This window comes from Enterococcus massiliensis (genome assembly GCF_001050095.1).
Classification (GTDB): domain Bacteria; phylum Bacillota; class Bacilli; order Lactobacillales; family Enterococcaceae; genus Enterococcus_C; species Enterococcus_C songbeiensis.
The window spans coordinates 942,927-964,259 of record NZ_CVRN01000007.1 but is presented as its reverse complement, the minus strand read 5'-3'; the positions used below and the strand labels follow the sequence as shown (position 1 = coordinate 964,259).

Below are 21,333 nucleotides of genomic sequence, written 5' to 3'. Positions count from 1 at the left end.
TATTAAGGTTTCACCAGTTCTTTATACAACGAAAAATAATTCTCCGATGAAGTGGCCCAACTAAAATCTCGCGACATCGCCTGATAAATAAGATTGTTCCAAGCAGGCTGGGAAGTATGATACAAATCGACGGCTTTCGTAACTGCCTCCAAGAAACGAAAAGCAGTAAACTCAATAAAACCAAATCCGGTTCCTTGTCCCGTAACCGGATTAAAAGGAACCACCGTGTCTTTTAGTCCACCAATTTCATGAACCACTGGCAAGGTGCCATAACGCATCGCCATCATTTGTGACAATCCACAGGGTTCAAAGGCAGAAGGCATCAGAAAAATATCTGCTCCGGCATACATCTGTTGTGCCAATTGAACATCAAAAGAAATCGATACGGCACATTTTTCCGGATACGCATGAGCAAATCGTCGAAACTGTTCCTCAAATTCCGAATCACCGGTTCCCAATAAAACAAACTGCACCTCTTGCTGCATCAACTGTGGAAATTCTTCCAACAATAAATGGAAACCTTTTTGGTAGGTCAAACGGCTCACTACCGCTAACAGTGGAATATTTTCGTCGATCGGCAAACCCATTTTTTGCTGCAATGCTTGCTTGTTCGTGCCTTTCCCTGTTAAATCATCCATCGAAAAAGCAGCCGGCAGTGCCGGATCTGTCTCTGGATCAAAACTGTCATAATCGATTCCGTTGATAATTCCCCGCAATTTCCCAGCTTCCATACGCAAAATTACTTCCAGACCTGCACCAAAAGCTGAGGTTTTGATTTCTTCAGCATAAGAAGGACTGACGGTATTCACTCGATCGGCGTACAAAATCCCCGCTTTCATGAAATTCAAGCAGTCATCCAAACGGACAGTTCCGTCATGATACCGTTCCATCCCCATGCCAAATAATTCCGGCAGCATTTCACCGCTGTATTTCCCCTGAAACTCAATATTATGAATGGTTAACACCGTTCGAATGCCTCGATAATTTTGAATCCATCGATATTTTTCCTTCAACAAAAAAGGAACCATCGCCGTGTGATAATCATTCAAATGCAAAACATCGGGAATAAAGTTGATACGCTCCATCATTTCTATTAGTGCTTGTTGAAAATAAGCAAATCTTTCGCCATCATCGTAATAGCCATATAGATTGTCCCGAGCAAAGTAATACTGATTGTCAATAAAATAATAGGTAACGTTGCCCATAACCAAACGCTTGATGCCACAGTATTGGTTTCGCCAGCCCACGCGAACGGAAAAAGAAAACAACTCTTCACACTGTTCTTTGTAGTCCTCAGGCATTTTTGTGAAATAGGGTAACACCACGCGGATATCTACCCCTTTTTTCGCCAACTCTTTAGGCAAAGCTCCGGCTACATCTCCTAGTCCACCAGTTTTGAAAAACGGGGCGCACTCGGCTGAAGCAAAAAGGATTTTCATTTTATTCGCCCCCATAAACATCAGAAAGCACGTGAGAATTCTTTTTGATGACTAATGGCATTTCCGGTGAACCGATAATTTTTACTCCCGGCTCTACAATGACATTTTTATCTAAAATCGCATATTTGACTACTGCGCCTTCGCCAATTTGATTGTTGGCCATGACGATGGTTTCTTCCACCACTGCATTTGTGGCAATTTTTGTGCTGCGGGAAACCAGCGAACGATGAACGTGTCCTTCAATGATGCATCCTGAAGCAAATTGACTGTTCTCCACATCCGAAGTTTCAGAATAGTAGGTAGGTACTTCGTTTTTCAACTTGGTATAAATTTTCTGACTGGAGTACATCAGAGAACTGAACTGACGTTGATCTAACATGTCCATGTTTGCCCGATAATAGGAGGCGACATCATAAATATTACTCAAATAACCTGTATACTCATAGCTGGCGCTATTCAATTTTACAATCAATTCCCGTAAAAAAGATTCAAGGTTAACTGTACCGCCAGTTTTCTGAGCTTCTGTCAACTCATCGATCAATCGTTGGGTTTGAATCATGTAGATATCGGCACATAAGTTGACCGTTTCCGGTAACTGCAAGTCGTTTGCTGCCGTTACTGTTTCAATCGTTCCACCTTCAGTCAAATCCAAAATGATATCGGTAGGATAAACATTCTCCTTTGCAATTCGTTTATAGACAACCGTCATCTCATTCTTTTGCAGCTGATGAATTTTCAACAACGCCCGCAAATCGATATTGCATAAAATTTTGCTTCCCATAAACACCGTGTATTCCGATTTTGATTTTTCCAAATAATCAATCAACACATCATAATACTCACGGTTTTCAGCTTTTCGTTTGAGAAATTCTTGATAAACATGAATAAAGAAACGATTTTGGACACCATCAAGATTCCATTCTTTCCCACCACCGATATGATCAAAAACCGATTGAGTCTCCCCTTCATTAAATACCATAAATACTGTATTGATGTTGGCGTTTACGATACTTGAAAGATTAAAATCAATGAGGCGGTACTTGCAGTCAAAAGGCAAGGTTGCCAGTGGTCGGTGCTCCGTCAAAGGCAAAAGCTCATTGTATTGATGGAGATTTCCCAAAATCCCACACATTTTATTAGTCTTCATCGATGGTCACTCCAATCACTTCTGAATACCCCACAACTGCAATTTCTTCACTGCCGTCGATTTCTGCATTGTCACCGATAATCGCGTTTTCTCCAATAATCGCACGGTGAATTTTCACATTTTTACCGATTGTTGCACCCGGCATCACAATACTGTCGGAAATCGTCGACCCTTCTTTTACTTGAACATCTCCTGAAAGAATACTATGATCAATGCTGCCGGCAACATAACAACCGTCAACGATCAACGAATTTTTTGCCGAACCGGTTTCTGTCAAGAAATGCGGTGGAGAGATGGTATTTTTAGAATAGACCCGCCAACCTTTGTCGCGAATTTCCAGCTCCATTTCCGGCTCAATAAATTCCATGCTGGCTTCCCACAAGGAATCAATGGTTCCTACATCCTTCCAATAACCAGAAAAACGATAAGCGAATACATTCTCTCCACTTTCCAAATAGGCAGGGATCACGTGTTTTCCAAAATCGATCATTTGTCCATCCTTTGAATAACTGCTGGTTAGGACACTACGCAGACGGCCCCAATTAAAGATATAAATACCCATTGATGCTAAATTATTTTGCGGATGCTCTGGTTTTTCTTCAAACTCAATGATTCGATCATTTTCATCGGTGTTCATGATACCAAAACGAGACGCTTCTTTCCATGGAACTTCGATCACTGCCACGGACAATGAAGCATTGTTTTCCTTATGGGCTTCAAGCATCGCTTCATAATCCATTTTATAGATGTGATCTCCCGATAAAACCAATACATATTGCGGGTCCAATTGATCGATATACGCTATATTTTGATAAATGGCATGGGCGGTTCCTTCAAACCATTTACTGCCTTCCGAACTGGAAAATGGCTGCAAAATCGTTACACCGGAGTTGATTCCATCTAGTCCCCAACTGGCACCATTTCCAATATGATGGTTAAGAGCTAACGGTTGATACTGAGTCACCACACCTACTGTATGAATGCCGGAATTGGCACAATTACTTAAAGCAAAATCAATAATTCGGTACCGTCCGCCAAAAGGCACCGCTGGTTTGGCAATATTTTTTGTCAATTTACCCAATCTTGTTCCTTGTCCCCCAGCCAGGATCATCGCTAACATTTCTGTCTTCATTTTATTTCGGTGAAAACTCACCTGCCTCCTTTCTATCTCTTCCTAGTGACTGCCGACGTGTGTTGATTGTTTCTGGTTTAATAATCAATGCTCCAAGTGCCGGAACGATTGTTTTGATCCTGTACGAAAACTGTTTGAAAGCCTCCGCTTCCGTTTGACAGACCTCATTATTTTTGGTCCAGGTACCGCCAAATTCTATTTTTTCGGTATTCAATAATTCTTGATAGGTTCCCGGATATGGAACACCGATCACAAAGTCTTTGCGTTCCACCGGAGTCAAATTAAAGACTAAAATCAGAAAATCTTTTTTCGTTTTTCCCTGGCGAATAAAACTCAGAACACTTTCTTGGGTATTGTCCGCATCAATAATTTCAATGGTTTCAACTTGGTCCTCCAACTCCCACAACGCTTTTTCCTGTTTGTAAAGCTGATTGAGGGTTTGGGTAAAGTACTGCATTTTTTGGTTGAGAGAATCCTCTAAATCCACCCATTCAAGACCATGATCGTATTTCCATTCAAGAAACTGACCCCACTCACTGCCCATAAACAACAATTTTTTTCCGGGATGCCCGATTAAATAAGTGTAAAGGTTTCTCAGTTGAGCAAATTGTTTGTAGCGATCTCCCCACATCTTGTGCATCAAACTTTTTTTCCCATGAACAACCTCGTCATGAGAAAGAGGGAGAATATAATTTTCATTCATCATGTACATAAATGAAAAGGTCAATAGGTTAAAATGATTTCGGCGAAGTAGTGGATCCATTTCAAAAAAACGCAAGACATCATTCATCCAGCCCATGTTCCACTTGTAATCAAAACCTAACGCACCAGTCTCAATCAATCCGGTAATTTTGGTTTCCGAAGAACTCTCTTCTGCAATCATGATTGTTGTTGGATGGGCCAGCTTTATGACCGCATTTAATTTTTGCAGAAAATAATAACCTTCTAGATTCCGATTGCCGCCTTCATGATTCGGCGTCCAAGGTCCTTCATCATAATCCCGATAAATCATATTCGATACCGCATCGACCCGTATTCCGTCAATGTGATACATTTCAATCCAAAACAACGCGCTGGAAATAAGAAAGCTTTGAACTTGCGGCTTACCTAAATCAAAATTGATTGACCCCCAACGAACATTACTTGCGCGATCAGGATCTTCATATTCAAAAGTCGGTGTCCCGTCATAGTATGGCAGTGTGTCATCATTGATACAAAAATGTCCCGGTACCCAGTCAACAAAAACACCAATATTATTTAAATGACAAGTTTCCACAAACTGTTGAAACTCTTCTGGTGTACCATAATAAGAACTCAACGCAAAATACCCAATCAGCTGATAGCCCCATGAAGTTCCAAGGGGATGCTCCATCAAAGGCATAAATTCAATATGGGTATACCCCATTTTTTTTACATAGGGAATCAGTTCAGCTGTCAATTCTTTGAAGGTATAGGGCTCGCCATTTTCATGGTGTTTCCATGAACTGGCATGAATCTCATAAATATTTAATGGACGTTTGAAACTGCTTGAACGTTTTTTTCGTCCCTGCCACAGTCCATCCTTCCATTTTTTTTGCGGAATTGTATGAAGTATCGCTGCGTCTCCCGGTCGTTTTTCAAAACGAATCGCTAAAGGATCAATTTTAAAAATTTCTCGTCCATCGGCTTGACGAACCTTGAATTTATAAAGTTGACCTTCTTGAGGTCGATCCGTTGTTATTTCCCAGATACCAGATGATTCACGGTAAGACATCGGCAAGGAATCATCCCATTGATTGAAATCTCCTACTAGCCAGACTTGTTGCGCATTTGGTGCCCAAACACGAAAAACATAGTGCTGTTTTACCCGGTGAGCCCCCAGCAAATGCTGACTGTAAAAGTTTTCTCCGGTCAAAAAACGATTTTCTGCACTTATCAGTTCCATTTGTTCTACTTTTTCAGCCATCTTCATTTCCCTTCCCGAACGCTTGCAATCTTCATCTTCCAAAAATAACAAAAATCACTTTTTTCTTTTCTAATAATAGGATAACATACTTCTCATTTTTATGTGATAGTTTTTTCTATATTTATTCAATGAATTTTAGATAAAAATATTTAATAAATAAAACAAACGCTTACATTTTTATTTAAGTGATAATACACCTAAAATTACGTATGAAACGAACAAAATTAAATACTTTATTCTCGATTAATCATAATTTATATTTTTTTACACCATTAGAATTTAACTATATTTTTGATAAATAAATGAGTTATTAAGTTTTCTAATTTATTTTCAAAAACAAAAAAATCTTTCTCCAGATGAGAAAGATTTCTACTATGTTCTACTATTTTCAAGAAATTTTACGAACTAACAAAAGCAAACAGCATCCGACAATCATCAGCTGACTAATTACAAGTCCGGTAATCAGCCAGGAACCGACATCAGGTATCGTTTGAAAATTTATCAGTAGAAGAAGTGTCAGACCACCAATTCCTAAACTAAAAAAAGGATAGCTTTTCAGGTTATAGAAGCAGGCGGCTCCGGCAAAAAGATTCCCAATACCCAAGATAAGTGTGAGCAGTAAGGCAAAAAGTAAAAAATCGCCGGGAAAATGTTCCACCAAAAATTTACTGGAGAGAACTGTCTGAGATTCGTTTCCAAAAATATACACACCATACCCAAGACTCAGGAGCGCCACTGTTATGTGCCCTCTCCATAAAAATGACCAACGGATTTTCACCCTCTTCACCTCTTTCAAAGGAAACGTTTTATATGATAATTATAATCTTTTTCTCATCATTAAGCAATCTAAACCATCTGATTATTCTAATGATTCGACAAACCGCTAAAACTTTTGTTTCCTTTTTATTTTTGTTATACTGAAAATTGACGAAAGGAGGTTCATCGAATGGACATCAAAATGTTGCTAATGATCTTCCTTATTAATTTTGCCTATATCACACTGAATACACTGCGCTTTTTATTAACAATGAAGGGGTATCGTTTAATCGCTCCTTTGGTTAGTATGGCAGAAATCATTATTTACATCGTAGGATTATCCATGGTCCTTGATCGCCTGGATAACCCTATTAATTTATTCGTTTACGCCCTCGGCTATGGCGTAGGTATCAGTGTTGGCATTAAAATTGAGGATGCTCTGGCTCTCGGGTATATCATGGTTACCGCAATCCTACCTTCCAATACAGAAGAAGAACGGAGTCTGCCAAAAATTTTACGGGAAAATGGCTATGGTGTTACACAGACCTTTGCGCAAGGATTAGAAGGCGAACGAATGGTTTTAGAAATTTTATCCCCGCGAAAAAGCGAACGAGACTTGTATCGTCTAATCAAAGAAGTCGAAGAACGGGCCTTCATTATTTCTTATGAGCCTAAATATATCTCTGGCGGTTTCTGGACAAAACGAGTCCGGAAACGACAAAAACGGCAATAAAAAGTGAAAAAACAGTTTCTCAACTGTTTTTTTCACTTTTTTTGTTATTGTTTGTGAAAATATTCGACAACTTCTCATCCTTTTGTTATTATCAGTCATGTAGCTTGATGGGAGGTGTCTAAATGAAACAATATATACAGGAAAATCGATTAAAACGTTTCTTGCTCAGCTGCGGTGCTGCGGCGATTTTATCTTTTCTTTTACACATTCTGTCCATGGAACAAATTCTTGCTTTTTTACCCACTGACCCGCTTTCAGAAACGGCTTATCAACAAATTGCCAGCTCACAACTTTTTTTACATTTCTTCATTTTATCTGCCCTTTTATTTAGTTCAGGTTTGCTCATTTATTTTAAACGATCAACGAAGGATGAGTTTATCGAGGCGACGCAACTACTTGTCGCATGTCAATTGCTCCTGCTTCTTCGTACATTTATTTTTGTATTTGATCCTCATTCTTTTTCTTATCTTTTACTAGTGGGGATTCAGCTGCTTTTGGTTATGATGGCCTTATTCTTTTATTTTATGAACTTTTTGAAATACCCAGGTCATTTAATTTACGCCTTGATCACTTTAGCCTGCTTATTCATCTATCTTTTCAGTATTTTGTACACCCTGTTCTTGACAGAATTCAATTTACCAAATACCGGTAGTGTTTTGGTGGATGTATTTTTGATTGCAACCTTGAGTGTATTTGTTAAAAATGCAGAAGCTGTTGTTGCAGAATAAAAAAACCGGAAATTTTCAGTCTTTCGAAAATTTCCGGTTTTTTTAATTTGTTGCCCATAACTCTTTGATCAGCCCACCAGTATAAACCTTAAACATACTTTCAATTTTTTTCTTCTGGCTGGACGCTACCACAAGAAAGTAGTTGCCGTCCGCGTCAAAATCAATGTCTCCTACAACTTGATAGCGTAATTGTTCATTTGCTGTCTTTCCTTTATCGTGCAGGTAACTGATTGCTTGCGAACCTGATAGGATGAAATTTTTTTCAATCAGCCAATCTAAAACGACAGGAATAACGGTGGCTGCCCCAACTGACTGTTTCTGACGAATCGCCAAAATCAATTCACCATCAGAAAACTTCCCCTCATCAAACCCGCTGACAGACAACTCTCTGCGGGCTTTTTCAATTTCACCCTTAGGAATAAACGTGATTACTTCACCATTTTTTGTTTTCGTTATCGGATTATCCTTCACACTTTCCATCACAAAACGCTCCTTCATTGCTATTCTAAATCAATGATAGCAACAAAAAATGGCATAATCAATCAATACACTCGTTATATTCTAATAATAATCATTAATATTTAATCTTAATGGCTTTTTTCTTCCTTTTCATCCTTAATTAGGAAGGTTAAAGACTCCTGTCCAAGTTTGTTCATCAAATAATCAAGCAGACAAAACAGCCTAAAAGTAGGAATAGAATCCAATTCTAGACCAAAACTCTCTTTTTCACTTGAAATCACAGGCACCCTTACTTGGTTCGTTTCCTCTTGGAGAATCTGTGTTTCCAGCAGCGCCTTTAAAAAAATACTTTCACGAATCTTCCGCTGCTTGTTACTCCGTTCCAAAATAACTTCCACCTGATCAAAAAAATACTCCTCATTGACATCCCCAATCAACTGCTGCAGCTCCAACGGATTTTCCCCCGTCCTTCCTTCTCGGTTATTCGTAAAATAAACCGGCAAAGCACAGCTATTTCGTTGGTAAAGAACACTATAAAACCGAATCTGATTTCCTGCCTCAAAATACATTGGCAGTCGTTGCTTATCTGTCAGTGCGAAAAAGTATGTGCGCAGTTTCAATGTTTCTATTACCTCGTAGCAAATGCGCACTAAATCAGCTGTTTCTAGCCGTTCTTCTTGTAACCCGAGTATTTCTCCCGAAGGAATTTTCTCCTCATAAATTGGAAAATCAAGGGAGTAGCGGCGATCTTCTCGACGAACAAATCCCAATTGAATCATCTGGTCCAAAAATCGTTCAAAGTTCTTCTCCGGAAAAACAGTTTTCAGTTGACGCAAGGTCACAGTCGGCTGTTCCTGTAAAAAATCAGTGAGTTTTTCGAAGTTGGAATTTTTAAGAAGTTCTGGCATTTCTCCTGAATAAAAATAATGCATCGTCTTCCCTCTTTTATTCTCAAAAAAAGAAGAGGAAGTGAATCACTCACCCACTCTTCTTCAAATGAATTAGTTTGAAAAAGCTTCTGTTAATTGTGGTACAACTTGTTTCTTCCGGGAAACAACACCTTTTAACAAGGCACGGTTATTTGTCAGTGTCGTTTGAAAAGCAGCTTCTACAGCTTCTTTGGGTTCACCTACAACTAACAATTCAGAATCACTGGCTAAAATATCAGTAGCAATCAACAAGAATAGGTCATAGCCTTTTTTAGTATTTTCTAAGGCCATCGTTGTTTCCAATTCTGCTTGGCGATCAAAAACTTCTTTTAGATCCACCGTATTGACTTGGGCGATACGAACATTTTTATCACCCATTGGAAAACTCTTCGCATCTAAATCCAGCAGTGTTTCTGCAGATTTATCACTAAGGTTGGTCCCGGCTTTCAACATTGCCAAACCATATTCATTCAAGTCAACTTCCGCCAAAGCAGCCAATTCTGTTGCAGCGTTGACGTCTTCTTTGGTACAGGTTGGTGATTTAAACAGCAACGTATCAGAAATAATTGCGGATAACATGATTCCGGCGATTTGTTTAGGAACGTCGATTTCAGCTTCCTTATATAATTTTAAAACAATCGTACTGGTACATCCGACTGGTTCCGCACGATAATATAAAGGATTCGCTGTTTCAAAGTTGGCGATACGATGGTGGTCAACGACTGCCAAAATATTTACATCTGCAATATCTGCAATACTTTGTTGGAACTCATTATGATCGACAAGCATCACATCGGTTGCTTCTCCTGCTTTTTCAACAACTCGTGGTGCTTCCAATTGAAAATGATCCAAAGCGTATTGTGTTTCTTCGCTAGGGGCACCCAAAGCAACTGCTTCAGTATCCTTACCTAATTCTTTTTGTAAATGCGCAAAGGCGATTGCTGCGCCAATCGCATCTGTATCTGGGTTTTGATGACCAAAAACTAAAATTTTTGACATGTGATTCGCTCCTTTTTTATTCACTTCATTCTAATAATAGCAAAAAACAGGAAAGATTCAATAAAAAATCTCCTCTTTCCTGTTTTGTTTATCTTGTTAAATAGCCGGTATAGTCGCTGGTATGCAACAATTCTTTGGCATTTTGTACCCGTTCTTCTGTTGGGGGATTGATTCCTTCCAAAGGATAAGCAAGGTCCAATTCTTCCCACTTATATTTACCCATCGTATGATAAGGGAGGATTTCTACTTTATCAACATTATTTAATGATTTGATAAAGGTATCCAAACGAGTCAGAAATTCATCAAAATCACTTCTAAACGGTACCAACACATGGCGAATCCAAACAGGTTTATTGATTTCAGACAAATATTTTGCCATTTCCAAAATATTGTTGTTGCTTTGACCTGTCAATTCTCTATGTTTTTCGTCATCAATCTGTTTAATATCAAATAAAATCAAGTCGGTGTATTTCATCAGCTCTTGGAATTTTGAGAAAAATGGTTCTTTATAGGTAAAAGGATTTCCACAAGTATCCAACGTAGTATTGATGCCTTGTTCCTTGGCTTTTTTGAACAAATCAATCAAAAAATCAATTTGTAAAAGAGGTTCACCACCACTGACGGTCAAGCCGCCCTTTTTTCCCCAATAGCTTTTGTAATGCAACGCTTCTTCCAATACATCATCGGCGGTCCGATGTTTTGCTTTCGGGTCATTGATTTTCCATGTATCAGGATTATGACAGAATTGACAACGCATCCGACAGCCTTGCATAAATACAATGAAACGTACCCCAGGACCATCAACGGAGCCAAAACTTTCTGTAGAGTGGATATTGCCGATAATTGGTTGTTCAGTCACAGTTGACATAAACAGCTCCTCCTTTATATAAAAAAAACGAAAGCGAATAGAACTCCGTCCATCCGCCTTCGTTTTTGTACTATTTAATTTGTAGACAAGCCTACATTTTTTCGTGGAATGTACGGCTGATTACGTCTAATTGTTGTTCACGAGTCAAGTCGATAAATTTAACGGCATAACCAGAAACCCGAATTGTAAAGTTCGCATATTCTTCTTTTTCTGGATGTTCCATTGCATCAACTAGTTTTTCTTTACCAAAGACGTTCACGTTCAAATGGTGTGCGCCTTGATCAAAGTAACCGTTCAAGACATTTGTCAAGTTTGCTACTTGTTCTTCTTCATCATGTCCTAATGCATCAGGATTGATACTTTGTGTATTTGAGATACCATCCAAAGCATATTCGTAAGGCAGTTTAGTCAATGAATTTAGTGAAGCCAACAAGCCGTGTTGTTCTGCACCGTAAGATGGGTTAGCACCTGGTGATAATGGTGCACCTGCAGGACGTCCGTCAGGTAGGCTACCAGTTGCTTTACCGTAAACAACATTTGATGTGATTGTCAAAATCGATGTTGTTGGTTCTGAATCACGGTAAGTATGGTAATGTTCCAATTTTTCTAAGAAAGTTTTCAATAACCAAACAGCGATATCATCTGCGCGGTCATCGTCATTCCCATATTTAGGGAATTCGCCTTCTGTCTTATAGTCAACGACTAGGCCGTCTTCGTCACGAACTGGGTAAACTTTTGCGTATTTGATTGCAGATAATGAATCGACAACATGAGAGAAGCCGGCAATACCAGTTGCAAATGTACGTTTCAAGTTTGTATCCATCAAAGCTAATTCAGCAGCTTCGTAGTAATAACGATCATGCATATAGTGAATGATATTCAATGTGTTGACATACATTCCAGCCAACCATTCCATCATGTCATCATATTTTGCCATTACGTCATCATAATCCAACGCATCGTCAGAAGTGATTGCGCGATAAGCAGGTCCAACTTGTGCTTTTGATTTTTCATCCACACCACCGTTGATTGCATACAATAAAGCTTTTGCAAGGTTGGCACGAGCACCAAAGAATTGCATTTCTTTACCAGTTTGAGTAGCGGATACACAACAGCAGATTGCATAGTCATCCAACCATACAGGACGCATTACATCGTCATTTTCGTATTGGATTGATGATGTTTCGATAGAAATCTTCGCAGCATAATCTTTAAAGCCTTGAGGTAAACGTGAAGAATACAAGACAGTTAAGTTTGGTTCTGGTGAAGGTCCCATGTTTTGCAAAGTACGCAAGAAACGGAAGTCATTTTTTGTAACCAACGTACGTCCGTCTAAGCCCATACCAGCGATTGACAAAGTTGCCCAAACTGGATCGCCAGAGAACAATTCATTGTATGAAGGGATACGTGCGAATTTAACCATACGTAATTTCATTACCAAATGGTCGATCAATTCTTGTGCGCCTTCTTCTGTCAACGTACCATTTTTGATGTCGCGTTGAATATAAACATCCAAGAAAGTTGATACACGGCCGATTGACATTGCCGCACCATTTTGTTCTTTGATTGCAGCAAGGTAACCAAAGTATAACCATTGAACAGCTTCTTGTGCGTCAGCAGCTGGACGTGAAATATCAAATCCATAAGCAGCAGCCATTTCTTTCATGCGTTTTAAGGCATTGTATTGGTCAGTGATTTCTTCACGCAAACGAATATCTTCGTCAGTGAATTGTCCATGTCCACAGTTTTCGTGATCTTTGAATTTTTGTTCCATCAAGTAATCGATACCGTATAATGCTACCCGACGATAATCGCCAACAATCCGTCCACGACCATAGGTATCGGGAAGACCTGTGATGATTTTGTTACGGCGAGCCGCACGAATTTCAGGTGTGTAGGCATCAAATACACCTTGATTATGTGTTTTATGATATTTGCTGAAGATTTCAGTAAATTTAGGATTTGGTTTGTAGCCATAGCTTTCAAGCGCTTCTTCTGCCATGCGAATACCGCCATAAGGCATGAAGGCACGTTTCAAAGGTTTATCTGTTTGGATACCGACGATTTTTTCTTGATCTTTTAGTTCTTCATCAATATAGCCAGCACCGTAAGCATTTGCTGCCGTAACAACATCCGCTTCCATGTCTAATACGCCGCCATTTTCACGTTCTTGTTTTTGCAAATCTTGCAATTTGCTCCAAAGTGTTTTGGTTGCATCTGTTGGTTCTGCTAAGAAAGCTGCATCCCCTTCATATGGCGTATAGTTCGCTTGGATAAAGTCGCGAGTGTTGATTTCTTCTTTCCAAAGTTTGCCTTTGAATCCATTCCATTGTTCCATTTAATGGACCTCCTTAATCTTTCTGTTCAATATGTAACAGCTTTACAAGGTTAGTATAACATAAGCGATTGGCTTTGCAAGCATTTTCTTGTTTTATTTTGAACAAGGAAGTGACTTACAAAAAATCGCCCCTTATAAACGTTGATACAATAGAATTCTCTCATGTGAAGCGCTTAATTTAATTTTTTCTAATAAAAAAAATCCTGCGATTTATTGCTACAAAAAACAGGCATCTGTAACAATACAGATACCTGTTTTTTAAATTAACTATATAACAGTTTTGTTTTCTTCGATGGCTGGATCTTTCACTTCCTGAACATGAAGGATTGTTCCGCCTTGTTTCTCATCCATAGCAAAGGAACCATTAGATGTTCGATCGCTGATTGGGTAATCATTCGACTGAATTTCTACTTGTTGTCCTTTTTGATTTTGTAAAATCAATTGACGCTGATCTCCAGGACCAATATAGGCAATTCGGTGCGGATTTTTTTTCAATTCTCTTAAGATCATCAAGCCGCGTTTGGCTCTGCCAAGGGGACTCAATTCTTGTGCTAGCATTCGTTTGACCGCTCCACGCTGCGTCACAATAACAACCGGTGTATCTCCTTCTGAATAAACGACCATTCCCCCAACAAGGTAATCATCTTCTTTCAGATTCATTGCCTTAACGCCAGCAGCTTTTGGTCCTACAACGGGCACTTCCGTCAATGGATAGCGCAAGCCAAATCCACGATTGCTTGCTAAAAAGACATCCTTCGTCTCTTCTTGATTAACAAGGTAGCAACTGATTAATTCGTCTTTTGCCTCTTTAAATTTGATAATCGATAACGGACGGCTCTTGTAGGTCCGCCAAGGTTCAAATTCTGACATTCGAGTTTGTTTAATCAGTCCCTGTTTTGTCATTAAAACAAAATTCTTTTGTGGATCTAATTCTTTGTAGCTGAAGACAGCTAAAATTGATTCATCAGTCGAAAAATTCATCATGGTTTGAGAAATATGCTCACCAATGTCTTTCCATTTCATATCTGGCAGCTCATGAACTGGACGATAAATCATATTTCCCTGAGTCGTAACTATCAACAAATGATCGAGCGTATTTGCCTGCTGGGTGAATAAGACAAAATCTCCATCCTTCATTCCCAGTTCATTTGGTTTTGATGCGCCATAAGAACGCAGACTGCTACGCTTGATATATCCTTCATGAGTTACTGAAACGACAACATCTTCTTGGGCAACCAAGACTTCCGTTTCAATCTTGATTTCTTCAATCTTATCTTGAATTTTTGTCAGTCGTGGATTACCGTATTTCTTTTTGACTTCCCTCAATTCTTTCTTGATGACTTTTAGGAGCTCCGACTCATTGTTCAAAATATTGTGTCGTTCCGCAATATAGATTTGCAGTTCTTTCGCTTCTTGCTGTAGTTGCGTGATGTCGGTATTTGTTAAACGATACAATTGTAACGTAACGATTGCTTCTGCCTGTTCTTCAGTAAAGCCATGGCGAACAACCAAATTATTTTTGGCATCTTTTTTATCTTTACTCCCACGAATCGTTGCGATAACTTGATCGAGAATCGACAGCGCTTTGATCAAGCCGTCCACAATATGTTGTCGGCGCTGCGCTTTCTCTAATTCGAAACGGCTGCGTTTCATAATCACTTCTTTGCGATGTTTGATATAGCTTTCGAGAATCCGCTTCAAGCCCACTTGTTTGGGACGCATTTCATCAATGGCGACCATATTGAAATTATAATTGATCTGCAACTCGGTGTTCTTGAAAAGATAATTTAGAATTCCTTCCGCATTGACATCTTTTTTCAGCTCAACCACGATTCGTAAACCCGTCCGGTCACTTTCATCCCGAACTTCAGCGATTCCTTCAATTTTTTTATTCAAGCGAATCTCGTCCATTTTTTTCACGAGTGTCGCTTTATTAACCTCGTAAGGAATCTCTGTGATGACGATTTGTTGCTTATTGCCTTTCATTGCTTCAATACTGGTCTGAGAACGTAAAATTACTTTTCCCCGACCTGTCTCATAAGCTTTTTGGATTTCTTCTTTTCCTTGTAAAATCCCTCCGGTTGGAAAATCCGGGCCAGGAATAAATTCCAGTAATTTTTCCAACGGTGCAGTAGGATGATCGATTAAATAAATGGTTCCATTGATTACTTCATCCAAATTATGGGTAGGAATTTCTGTCGCATATCCGGCAGAGATTCCCGTTGACCCATTAACCAACAGATTAGGAAATTTTGCTGGTAAAACGGTCGGTTCTTTTTCAGTATCGTCAAAATTCCAAACTAAATCTACTGTTTCTTTTTCGATATCCTTCAGCATTTCGCCGCTTAATTCCGATAGGCGAGCTTCTGTGTACCGCATCGCAGCCGGTGGGTCACCATCCATACTCCCGTTATTTCCATGCATTTCGATCAGGACTTCCCGTAATTTCCAATCCTGACTCATGCGAACCATTGCTTCATAAATACTGCTGTCTCCATGAGGATGATAATTCCCCATGATATTTCCGACTGATTTCGCAGATTTACGGAAGCCTTTGTCATATGTGTTGCCATCTTTGTTCATCGCAAATAGAATTCGACGTTGCACGGGTTTTAAGCCATCGCGAATATCGGGCAATGCCCGTTCTTGGATGATGTATTTGGAGTAACGGCCAAACCGATCCCCCATTACTTCTTCTAAAGTCAATTCTTGAATGTCATGATGATGTTCCAAGAGGGCACCTCCTATTCGTTAAATAAATTGATTTCTTCAATTGTTTCTGGAACGTCCGTTTTTTCGGTAGTTTCTAAAGGTCCAGTCTCATTTTCCTTACGATCCAAAATACTGCCGTCTTCTTCCAAAGTAAACTGAACATGTCGTTCGATCCACTTTCGGCGGGGTTCGACTTTATCCCCCATCAAGGTTGTAACTCTACGCTCTGCTTGCGCTGCATCATCAATTCGCACACGAATTAAGGTTCGGGTAGCCGGGTCCATCGTGGTTTCCCACAGCTGTTCCGCATTCATTTCTCCCAGACCTTTGTATCGTTGCAACATGTAGCCTTTACCAACTTTTGTCGTTACCTCGGATAATTCTTCGTCGGTCCACGCATATTCAACCACGGCTTTTTTTCCGACACCCTTTGATACTTTATAAAGAGGGGGCAGCGCAATATAGATTTTTCCCGCTTCGATTAGCGGCTTCATATAGCGATAGAAAAAGGTTAGTAGCAACACTTGAATGTGGGCACCATCGGTATCCGCATCCGTCATGATGATGACTTTATCATAGTTGCAATCATCAATGGCAAATTCCGGCCCGACACCGGCACCAATCGTATAAATCATAGTATTGATTTCTTCGTTTTTTAAAATATCCTGCATTTTTGCTTTTTCTGTGTTGATAACTTTTCCTCGTAAAGGCAAAATTGCTTGGAATTTTCGATCCCGCCCTTGCTTGGCTGAGCCTCCGGCAGAATCTCCTTCCACAAGATACAATTCATTGCGTTTGGGATTTCGAGATTGTGCTGGTGTCAATTTTCCAGATAAAAGAGATTCCCCTTTTTTTCGTTTCTTTCCGGTGCGGCTTTCTTCCCGTGCTTTGCGGGCAGCCTCTCGTGCTTCCCGGGCTTTGACAGCTTTTCGAACCAGCATTTGGCTCATTTCACTGTTTTCCTGCAAGTAAAAACCTAGTTGTTCTCCGATGACATTGTCCACCGCATTTCTCGCAATCGGTGTCCCTAGTTTTTCTTTGGTTTGCCCTTCAAATTGCAAAAGATTTTCCGGTACTCGAATCGACAACACCGCCGCCAATCCTTCACGAAAATCACTGCCTTCAAGATTTTTATCTTTTTCCTTTAATAAACCAACTTTACGGGCATACTCATTATAGGCCTTCGTCATGGAAGCCCGCATGCCGGCTTCATGGGTACCACCATCTTTTGTTCGGACATTATTAACGAAAGACAAGACATTTTCGGAATAACCATCATTGTATTGGTAGGCAATCTCTACTTCGATGCCTTCTTTTTCACCAGAAAAATAAATGACTGGAGACAAGGTATCCTTTTCTTCATTTAAATAGTTGACGAACTCTTTAATTCCTTCTTCAAAATGAAAGGTTTCTGATACAGGTTCTTCCCGCAAATCCGTTAAGGTGATTTTCACACCTCGTAACAAAAAGGCCGATTCCCGCAATCGTTCCGCCAAAATATCGTAGGAAAATTTCGTTGTTGAAAAAATCGTATCGTCCGGCATGAAGGTTACGGTAGTTCCGTTTTTCTTCCGCGTCTTGCCGATTTTTTTCAAGGTACCGTCTGGCTTGCCGCCATTTTTAAATTCTTCTTGGTATTCCATACCGTCACGAACGATGGTCACCTTCAACCACTTCGAAAGGGCATTAACGACACTGGCACCAACACCGTGTAATCCACCAGAAGTTTTATAGCCGCCTTGACCAAATTTTCCGCCGGCATGTAAAACGGTGAAGATAACTTCAACAGTAGGAATCCCAGAAGCATGCATTCCGACCGGCATTCCCCGACCGCTGTCAGTAACTGAGATACTGTTATCGTGATTGATTGTCACACTAATTTCATTTCCATAACCGGACAATGCTTCATCAACTGCATTATCTACGATTTCATAAACTAAATGATGCAGACCACGGCTATCGGTTGAACCAATATACATTCCCGGTCTCTTACGAACAGCTTCCAAACCTTCTAAAACTTGAATCGAAGCATCATTGTATTCGTTGGTTTTATTTTTTGCCAAATTCAACGCTCCTTCATTTGAACTGTGCGAATCAATCGCACCATTTCTTATGATACTCTAAAAAGCAGCTGAAAAAAAGGGAGAAGCCAAAAATTATTTTTTGACCACTCCCTTTGATGCTCCTGTATTTTTGTTAGAAAAAAATTCTAGGTATCAATTTATGCTTGATTAATTTTTCCTAATTCGATCTTGATGCATCGGTTCATGACGATATCATTACGGCCTGCAGCCCGCAAAATTTCTGCGGCTTCATCATTCTCGATACCTAATTGTGCCCAGAAAACTTTTGCATCTGTTTCTAGAAAATCGTGAGCGATTTCCGGCAAAAACTCCCCTCGACGGAAAATATCCACGATATCGATTGGTTCTGGAATATCCTGTAGACGATCATACACTTTTTCTCCCAAAATTTCTCCCTCAACGACTGGATTGACCGGAATAATCCGGTAGCCGTGCTCTTGTAGAATCTGTGCAATCCGATAGCTGGTTCGTTCAGGATTTTTACTTAGCCCAACAATCGCGATGGTTTTTGCTTCGTTTAAATAAGAAGCGATGGTTTTTAAATCTGGATTTTCAAAAGACATTTTTTCACCCCATTGGTATTTTTTGCTGTCTTCTCTTCGTGATTCTAGTTGTTCCACATTTCTATTCATGCTAAAATTGTCCTAGTCATTGAAGAGAGGTTTATACATGAAAATTATCATTCTGATGCTTACTGCTTATTTACTGGGATCGATCCCCTCCGGTGTTTGGGTCGGTAAACTTTTTTACAAAAAAGATATTCGTGAATTTGGCAGTGGCAATATGGGTACCACAAATACTTTTCGCGTATTGGGAAAAACAGCCGGTATCCTTGTTTTCGTCTTAGACGTTTTAAAAGGAACCCTTGCTACTTGCTTGCCTGCATTGTTTCATCTGACATCAATCAATCCCTTATGGTTTGGTATTTGTGCCATTTTAGGCCACACTTTCCCGATTTTTGCCGGCTTTAAAGGCGGCAAAGCCGTTGCAACCAGTGGTGGAATGCTTTTAGGCTACAGTCCGATTTTCTTTCTTTACTCCATCATCGTGTTTGTCATCGGATTGTTTTTTACCAGTATGGTTAGTCTGACAAGCATGATTGCGGCAGTCATCATTACAATTTCCACTATTCTTTTACCTATCGTTGCTCCTGCCATTTTACCAAAACAAAATTGGTTGCTGACTTTTATCACGTTGGGAATCACGCTGTTTATTTTCTATCGTCATCGTGAAAACATCAAACGTATTAAAGAAGGAACTGAAAGCCGCGTGCCTTTTGGCTTGAACAGCAGTCGCAAAAAATAAAATCAATCGCTAGAAAAAGATCCCATGAAATCAAGTTTGCTTGTTTCATGGGCTTTTTTTCAGCTTATCTAAGAGTAATCGCATATTTTGTTTGGAAGCTTTCCCGACCGGCTAATTGTTGAATACCCAATTTTTCAACTAAGTCACCGGAAGCATCCAACGTATCGGCGATCCCTACCCACGGTTCGATACAAACAAATGGTGCTTCTTTTGGTGTTGGTGACCAAATACCGACATAAGGCATATTATTATACGTCAGAGTAACCCCGTGAGGAGATTTTTCACTGCAAATCGAAATTGAATTTAGCCCTTTTGTTTCATAAATCAAGGCGTCGTTTTTGAACAATTCATGAGTTAATCCGATATTAGTATTCGTTTGCCCTAATGTTCGTTGATCCATGTTCACATAATTACCTTCCAATGGTAAAATCAACCGAGATTTCCGTGGAGAAAATGCTAAGTAATAATCCTCAAAGGACAGTGCGGGATCTAAAGGCACGTTAAAAGCCGGATGCCCGCCAATTGAAAAGAACATTTCTTCTTCACTCAAATTGATAACTTCGTAACGAACCTGTATGCCGTCTCCCCCAAGTTCATAATGAACATACAGCTCAAAATCAAAGGGATAATTCTCCCGGGTTTCTTCTGAACTCTTCAACAAAAAGCTGACACTTTCTGCAGTATGGTTTACTACTTCAAAATCCATATTTCGGGCAAACCCGTGTCGTGGCAAGGTATAGTTTTTCCCTTGATACTGATAGTGATCATTTTTAAGCGCACCCACGATTGGAAAAAGCAGCGGTGCATGCTTGCCCCAATATTCCGGGTCCCCTTTCCAAATATACTCTAATTGATTTTCCTTGTTTTTTAAGCTTTGAAGCTCCGCACCATGTTCAGCGATTACAGCGATCAGTTGATCGTTTTCAATGATGATCGACATGATTTTCTCCCCCTAGTAGGCGTGTTTATTTAATTCTTCTTTAAACCGGTCATTTAAGACGCGCAAATACGTTCCCTTCATTCCCAGTGAACGAGATTCGATGATTCCGGCTGATTCCAATTTTCTCAAAGCATTGACGATAACCGATCGGGTGATTCCGATTTCATCGGCAATATTTGAAGCTGTTAAGCGTCCTTCATTGCCTTCCAATGCTGCAAAAATCGCTTGTACAGCTTTTAATTCGCTGTAAGAAAGGGTGTTGATCGCCATTTGCACAGCCGTAGCACTGCGAACATCTTCTTCAATGCTGCGAGATTTTTGGTAAAGAAATTGCATTCCAACAACTGTTGCCCCGTATTCCGCTAAAACCAAATCATCATCGTCAAAGGAAGCATCGATGCGAGCAAGAATAATCGTTCCCAACCGTTCTCCGGCACCAAAAATCGGCACCACCGTTGTTAAACCATGAGGATATTGCTCCCGTGATTCAATTGGAAAGGCAGTCATATCACTACTGATTGGAATATTTGCTTCTGTTTTTCCTAAATGATCCACGGTATCTGTATAGGATTTAGGAAATTGTTTTTCAACAAACATGCTTTTTACCCGATCATTGTTAACATCATGTTTTTCATTAAAACCCAATAATGTTCCTTCACTGCTAATGATATAAGCATTGCAGTCAAGAATATCCCCCAAACTCATCGCCATTTTATCATAAGGCAGATCCGTACTCATATCAAAGGTATTTTTTTGTTGCAGCAATTCATTGATACGTCTGGTTTTTTCTAATAAAGTTGTCATTTTTTACTCCTCATC

General features: G+C 39.7%; 18 protein-coding genes. 3 read left to right on the top strand and 15 right to left on the bottom strand.

The features are described from left to right. Nucleotides 1-2: 2 nt before the first annotated feature. The 5 genes from glgA to BN1875_RS11890 form a co-directional block, all read right to left on the bottom strand. Nucleotides 3-1,439: a glycogen synthase GlgA gene (gene glgA / locus BN1875_RS11910; RefSeq protein WP_048605051.1), complete on the bottom strand. Its 1,437-nt coding sequence runs from the start codon at nt 1,437-1,439 to the stop codon at nt 3-5. A gap of 1 nt (nt 1,440) precedes the next feature. Beyond that, nucleotides 1,441-2,586, bottom strand: a complete 1,146-nt coding sequence (gene glgD / locus BN1875_RS11905; RefSeq protein WP_048605050.1) for a glucose-1-phosphate adenylyltransferase subunit GlgD — start codon at nt 2,584-2,586, stop codon at nt 1,441-1,443. Beyond that, a complete protein-coding gene (locus BN1875_RS11900) occupies nt 2,576-3,718 on the bottom strand; it encodes a glucose-1-phosphate adenylyltransferase (protein ID WP_048605049.1) in 1,143 nt (380 codons plus the stop codon). The genes glgD and BN1875_RS11900 overlap by 11 nt, the downstream gene beginning before the upstream one ends. A 1-nt stretch (nt 3,719) precedes the next feature. Further along, entirely contained in the window at nt 3,720-5,663 is a 1,944-nt protein-coding gene (gene glgB, locus BN1875_RS11895) for a 1,4-alpha-glucan branching protein GlgB (protein WP_048605048.1), read from the bottom strand. 388 nt (nt 5,664-6,051) lie between these two features. After that, nucleotides 6,052-6,441, bottom strand: a complete 390-nt coding sequence (locus BN1875_RS11890) for a hypothetical protein (protein WP_147570598.1) — start codon at nt 6,439-6,441, stop codon at nt 6,052-6,054. A gap of 168 nt (nt 6,442-6,609) precedes the next feature. Here BN1875_RS11890 and BN1875_RS11885 point away from each other — a divergent pair, with 168 nt between their 5' ends. Together BN1875_RS11885 and BN1875_RS11880 are read left to right on the top strand one after the other, a co-directional pair. Continuing rightward, on the top strand, nt 6,610-7,152 hold the full coding sequence (locus BN1875_RS11885) for a DUF2179 domain-containing protein (protein WP_048605046.1): 543 nt from the start codon (nt 6,610-6,612) through the stop codon (nt 7,150-7,152). A gap of 122 nt (nt 7,153-7,274) precedes the next feature. Continuing rightward, nucleotides 7,275-7,880, top strand: a complete 606-nt coding sequence (locus BN1875_RS11880; RefSeq protein WP_048605045.1) for a hypothetical protein — start codon at nt 7,275-7,277, stop codon at nt 7,878-7,880. A 42-nt stretch (nt 7,881-7,922) separates the two neighbouring features. Here BN1875_RS11880 and BN1875_RS11875 read toward each other — a convergent pair whose 3' ends face one another. From BN1875_RS11875 to BN1875_RS11840, 8 genes are all read right to left on the bottom strand, one after another. Next, nucleotides 7,923-8,360, bottom strand: a complete 438-nt coding sequence (locus BN1875_RS11875; RefSeq protein WP_048605044.1) for a hypothetical protein — start codon at nt 8,358-8,360, stop codon at nt 7,923-7,925. A 107-nt stretch (nt 8,361-8,467) separates the two neighbouring features. Next, nucleotides 8,468-9,271 carry a DUF1803 domain-containing protein gene (locus BN1875_RS11870; RefSeq protein WP_048605043.1) on the bottom strand — a complete coding sequence of 268 codons (804 nt, stop codon included), beginning with the start codon at nt 9,269-9,271 and terminating at the stop codon, nt 8,468-8,470. Nucleotides 9,272-9,340: 69 nt separating this feature from the next. Then, nucleotides 9,341-10,267, bottom strand: coding sequence for a manganese-dependent inorganic pyrophosphatase (locus BN1875_RS11865; RefSeq protein ID WP_048605042.1), 927 nt, complete (start codon nt 10,265-10,267; stop codon nt 9,341-9,343). Between the two features lie 88 nt (nt 10,268-10,355). Next, nucleotides 10,356-11,135, bottom strand: a complete 780-nt coding sequence (gene pflA / locus BN1875_RS11860; RefSeq protein WP_048605041.1) for a pyruvate formate-lyase-activating protein — start codon at nt 11,133-11,135, stop codon at nt 10,356-10,358. A 91-nt stretch (nt 11,136-11,226) separates the two neighbouring features. Continuing rightward, nucleotides 11,227-13,473: a formate C-acetyltransferase gene (gene pflB / locus BN1875_RS11855; RefSeq protein WP_048605040.1), complete on the bottom strand. Its 2,247-nt coding sequence runs from the start codon at nt 13,471-13,473 to the stop codon at nt 11,227-11,229. 267 nt (nt 13,474-13,740) lie between these two features. Beyond that, nucleotides 13,741-16,206, bottom strand: coding sequence for a DNA topoisomerase IV subunit A (gene parC / locus BN1875_RS11850; RefSeq protein WP_048605039.1), 2,466 nt, complete (start codon nt 16,204-16,206; stop codon nt 13,741-13,743). Nucleotides 16,207-16,217: 11 nt separating this feature from the next. Next, the gene (parE, locus tag BN1875_RS11845) at nt 16,218-18,248 is read right to left on the bottom strand and encodes a DNA topoisomerase IV subunit B (protein ID WP_048605038.1); all 2,031 of its coding nucleotides are present in this window, start codon (nt 18,246-18,248) and stop codon (nt 16,218-16,220) included. A 158-nt stretch (nt 18,249-18,406) separates the two neighbouring features. Beyond that, nucleotides 18,407-18,832: a CoA-binding protein gene (locus BN1875_RS11840; RefSeq protein WP_048605342.1), complete on the bottom strand. Its 426-nt coding sequence runs from the start codon at nt 18,830-18,832 to the stop codon at nt 18,407-18,409. Nucleotides 18,833-18,938: 106 nt separating this feature from the next. On the opposite strand from BN1875_RS11840, the gene plsY reads away from it, so the two are divergent. Further along, the gene (gene plsY / locus BN1875_RS11835) at nt 18,939-19,574 is read left to right on the top strand and encodes a glycerol-3-phosphate 1-O-acyltransferase PlsY (protein WP_048605037.1); all 636 of its coding nucleotides are present in this window, start codon (nt 18,939-18,941) and stop codon (nt 19,572-19,574) included. Between the two features lie 64 nt (nt 19,575-19,638). Here plsY and BN1875_RS11830 read toward each other — a convergent pair whose 3' ends face one another. Continuing rightward, nucleotides 19,639-20,514, bottom strand: coding sequence for an aldose 1-epimerase family protein (locus tag BN1875_RS11830; protein ID WP_048605036.1), 876 nt, complete (start codon nt 20,512-20,514; stop codon nt 19,639-19,641). A gap of 12 nt (nt 20,515-20,526) precedes the next feature. Beyond that, nucleotides 20,527-21,318, bottom strand: coding sequence for a GTP-sensing pleiotropic transcriptional regulator CodY (codY, locus tag BN1875_RS11825; protein ID WP_048605035.1), 792 nt, complete (start codon nt 21,316-21,318; stop codon nt 20,527-20,529). Nucleotides 21,319-21,333: the final 15 nt, after the last annotated feature.

What these genes read in the sequence shown, in the direction of transcription:
- codY (WP_048605035.1), bottom strand. Translation starts at nt 21,318, where the DNA reads ATGACAACTTTATTAGAAAAAACCAGACGTATCAATGAATTGCTGCAA.
- BN1875_RS11900 (WP_048605049.1), bottom strand. Translation starts at nt 3,718, where the DNA reads ATGAAGACAGAAATGTTAGCGATGATCCTGGCTGGGGGACAAGGAACA.
- pflB (WP_048605040.1), bottom strand. Translation starts at nt 13,473, where the DNA reads ATGGAACAATGGAATGGATTCAAAGGCAAACTTTGGAAAGAAGAAATC.
- glgA (WP_048605051.1), bottom strand. Translation starts at nt 1,439, where the DNA reads ATGAAAATCCTTTTTGCTTCAGCCGAGTGCGCCCCGTTTTTCAAAACT.
- pflA (WP_048605041.1), bottom strand. Translation starts at nt 11,135, where the DNA reads ATGTCAACTGTGACTGAACAACCAATTATCGGCAATATCCACTCTACA.
- glgB (WP_048605048.1), bottom strand. Translation starts at nt 5,663, where the DNA reads ATGGCTGAAAAAGTAGAACAAATGGAACTGATAAGTGCAGAAAATCGT.
- plsY (WP_048605037.1), top strand. Translation starts at nt 18,939, where the DNA reads ATGAAAATTATCATTCTGATGCTTACTGCTTATTTACTGGGATCGATC.
- BN1875_RS11870 (WP_048605043.1), bottom strand. Translation starts at nt 9,271, where the DNA reads ATGCATTATTTTTATTCAGGAGAAATGCCAGAACTTCTTAAAAATTCC.
- BN1875_RS11875 (WP_048605044.1), bottom strand. Translation starts at nt 8,360, where the DNA reads ATGGAAAGTGTGAAGGATAATCCGATAACGAAAACAAAAAATGGTGAA.
- BN1875_RS11865 (WP_048605042.1), bottom strand. Translation starts at nt 10,267, where the DNA reads ATGTCAAAAATTTTAGTTTTTGGTCATCAAAACCCAGATACAGATGCG.
- BN1875_RS11880 (WP_048605045.1), top strand. Translation starts at nt 7,275, where the DNA reads ATGAAACAATATATACAGGAAAATCGATTAAAACGTTTCTTGCTCAGC.
- BN1875_RS11830 (WP_048605036.1), bottom strand. Translation starts at nt 20,514, where the DNA reads ATGTCGATCATCATTGAAAACGATCAACTGATCGCTGTAATCGCTGAA.
- BN1875_RS11840 (WP_048605342.1), bottom strand. Translation starts at nt 18,832, where the DNA reads ATGTCTTTTGAAAATCCAGATTTAAAAACCATCGCTTCTTATTTAAAC.
- glgD (WP_048605050.1), bottom strand. Translation starts at nt 2,586, where the DNA reads ATGAAGACTAATAAAATGTGTGGGATTTTGGGAAATCTCCATCAATAC.
- BN1875_RS11885 (WP_048605046.1), top strand. Translation starts at nt 6,610, where the DNA reads ATGGACATCAAAATGTTGCTAATGATCTTCCTTATTAATTTTGCCTAT.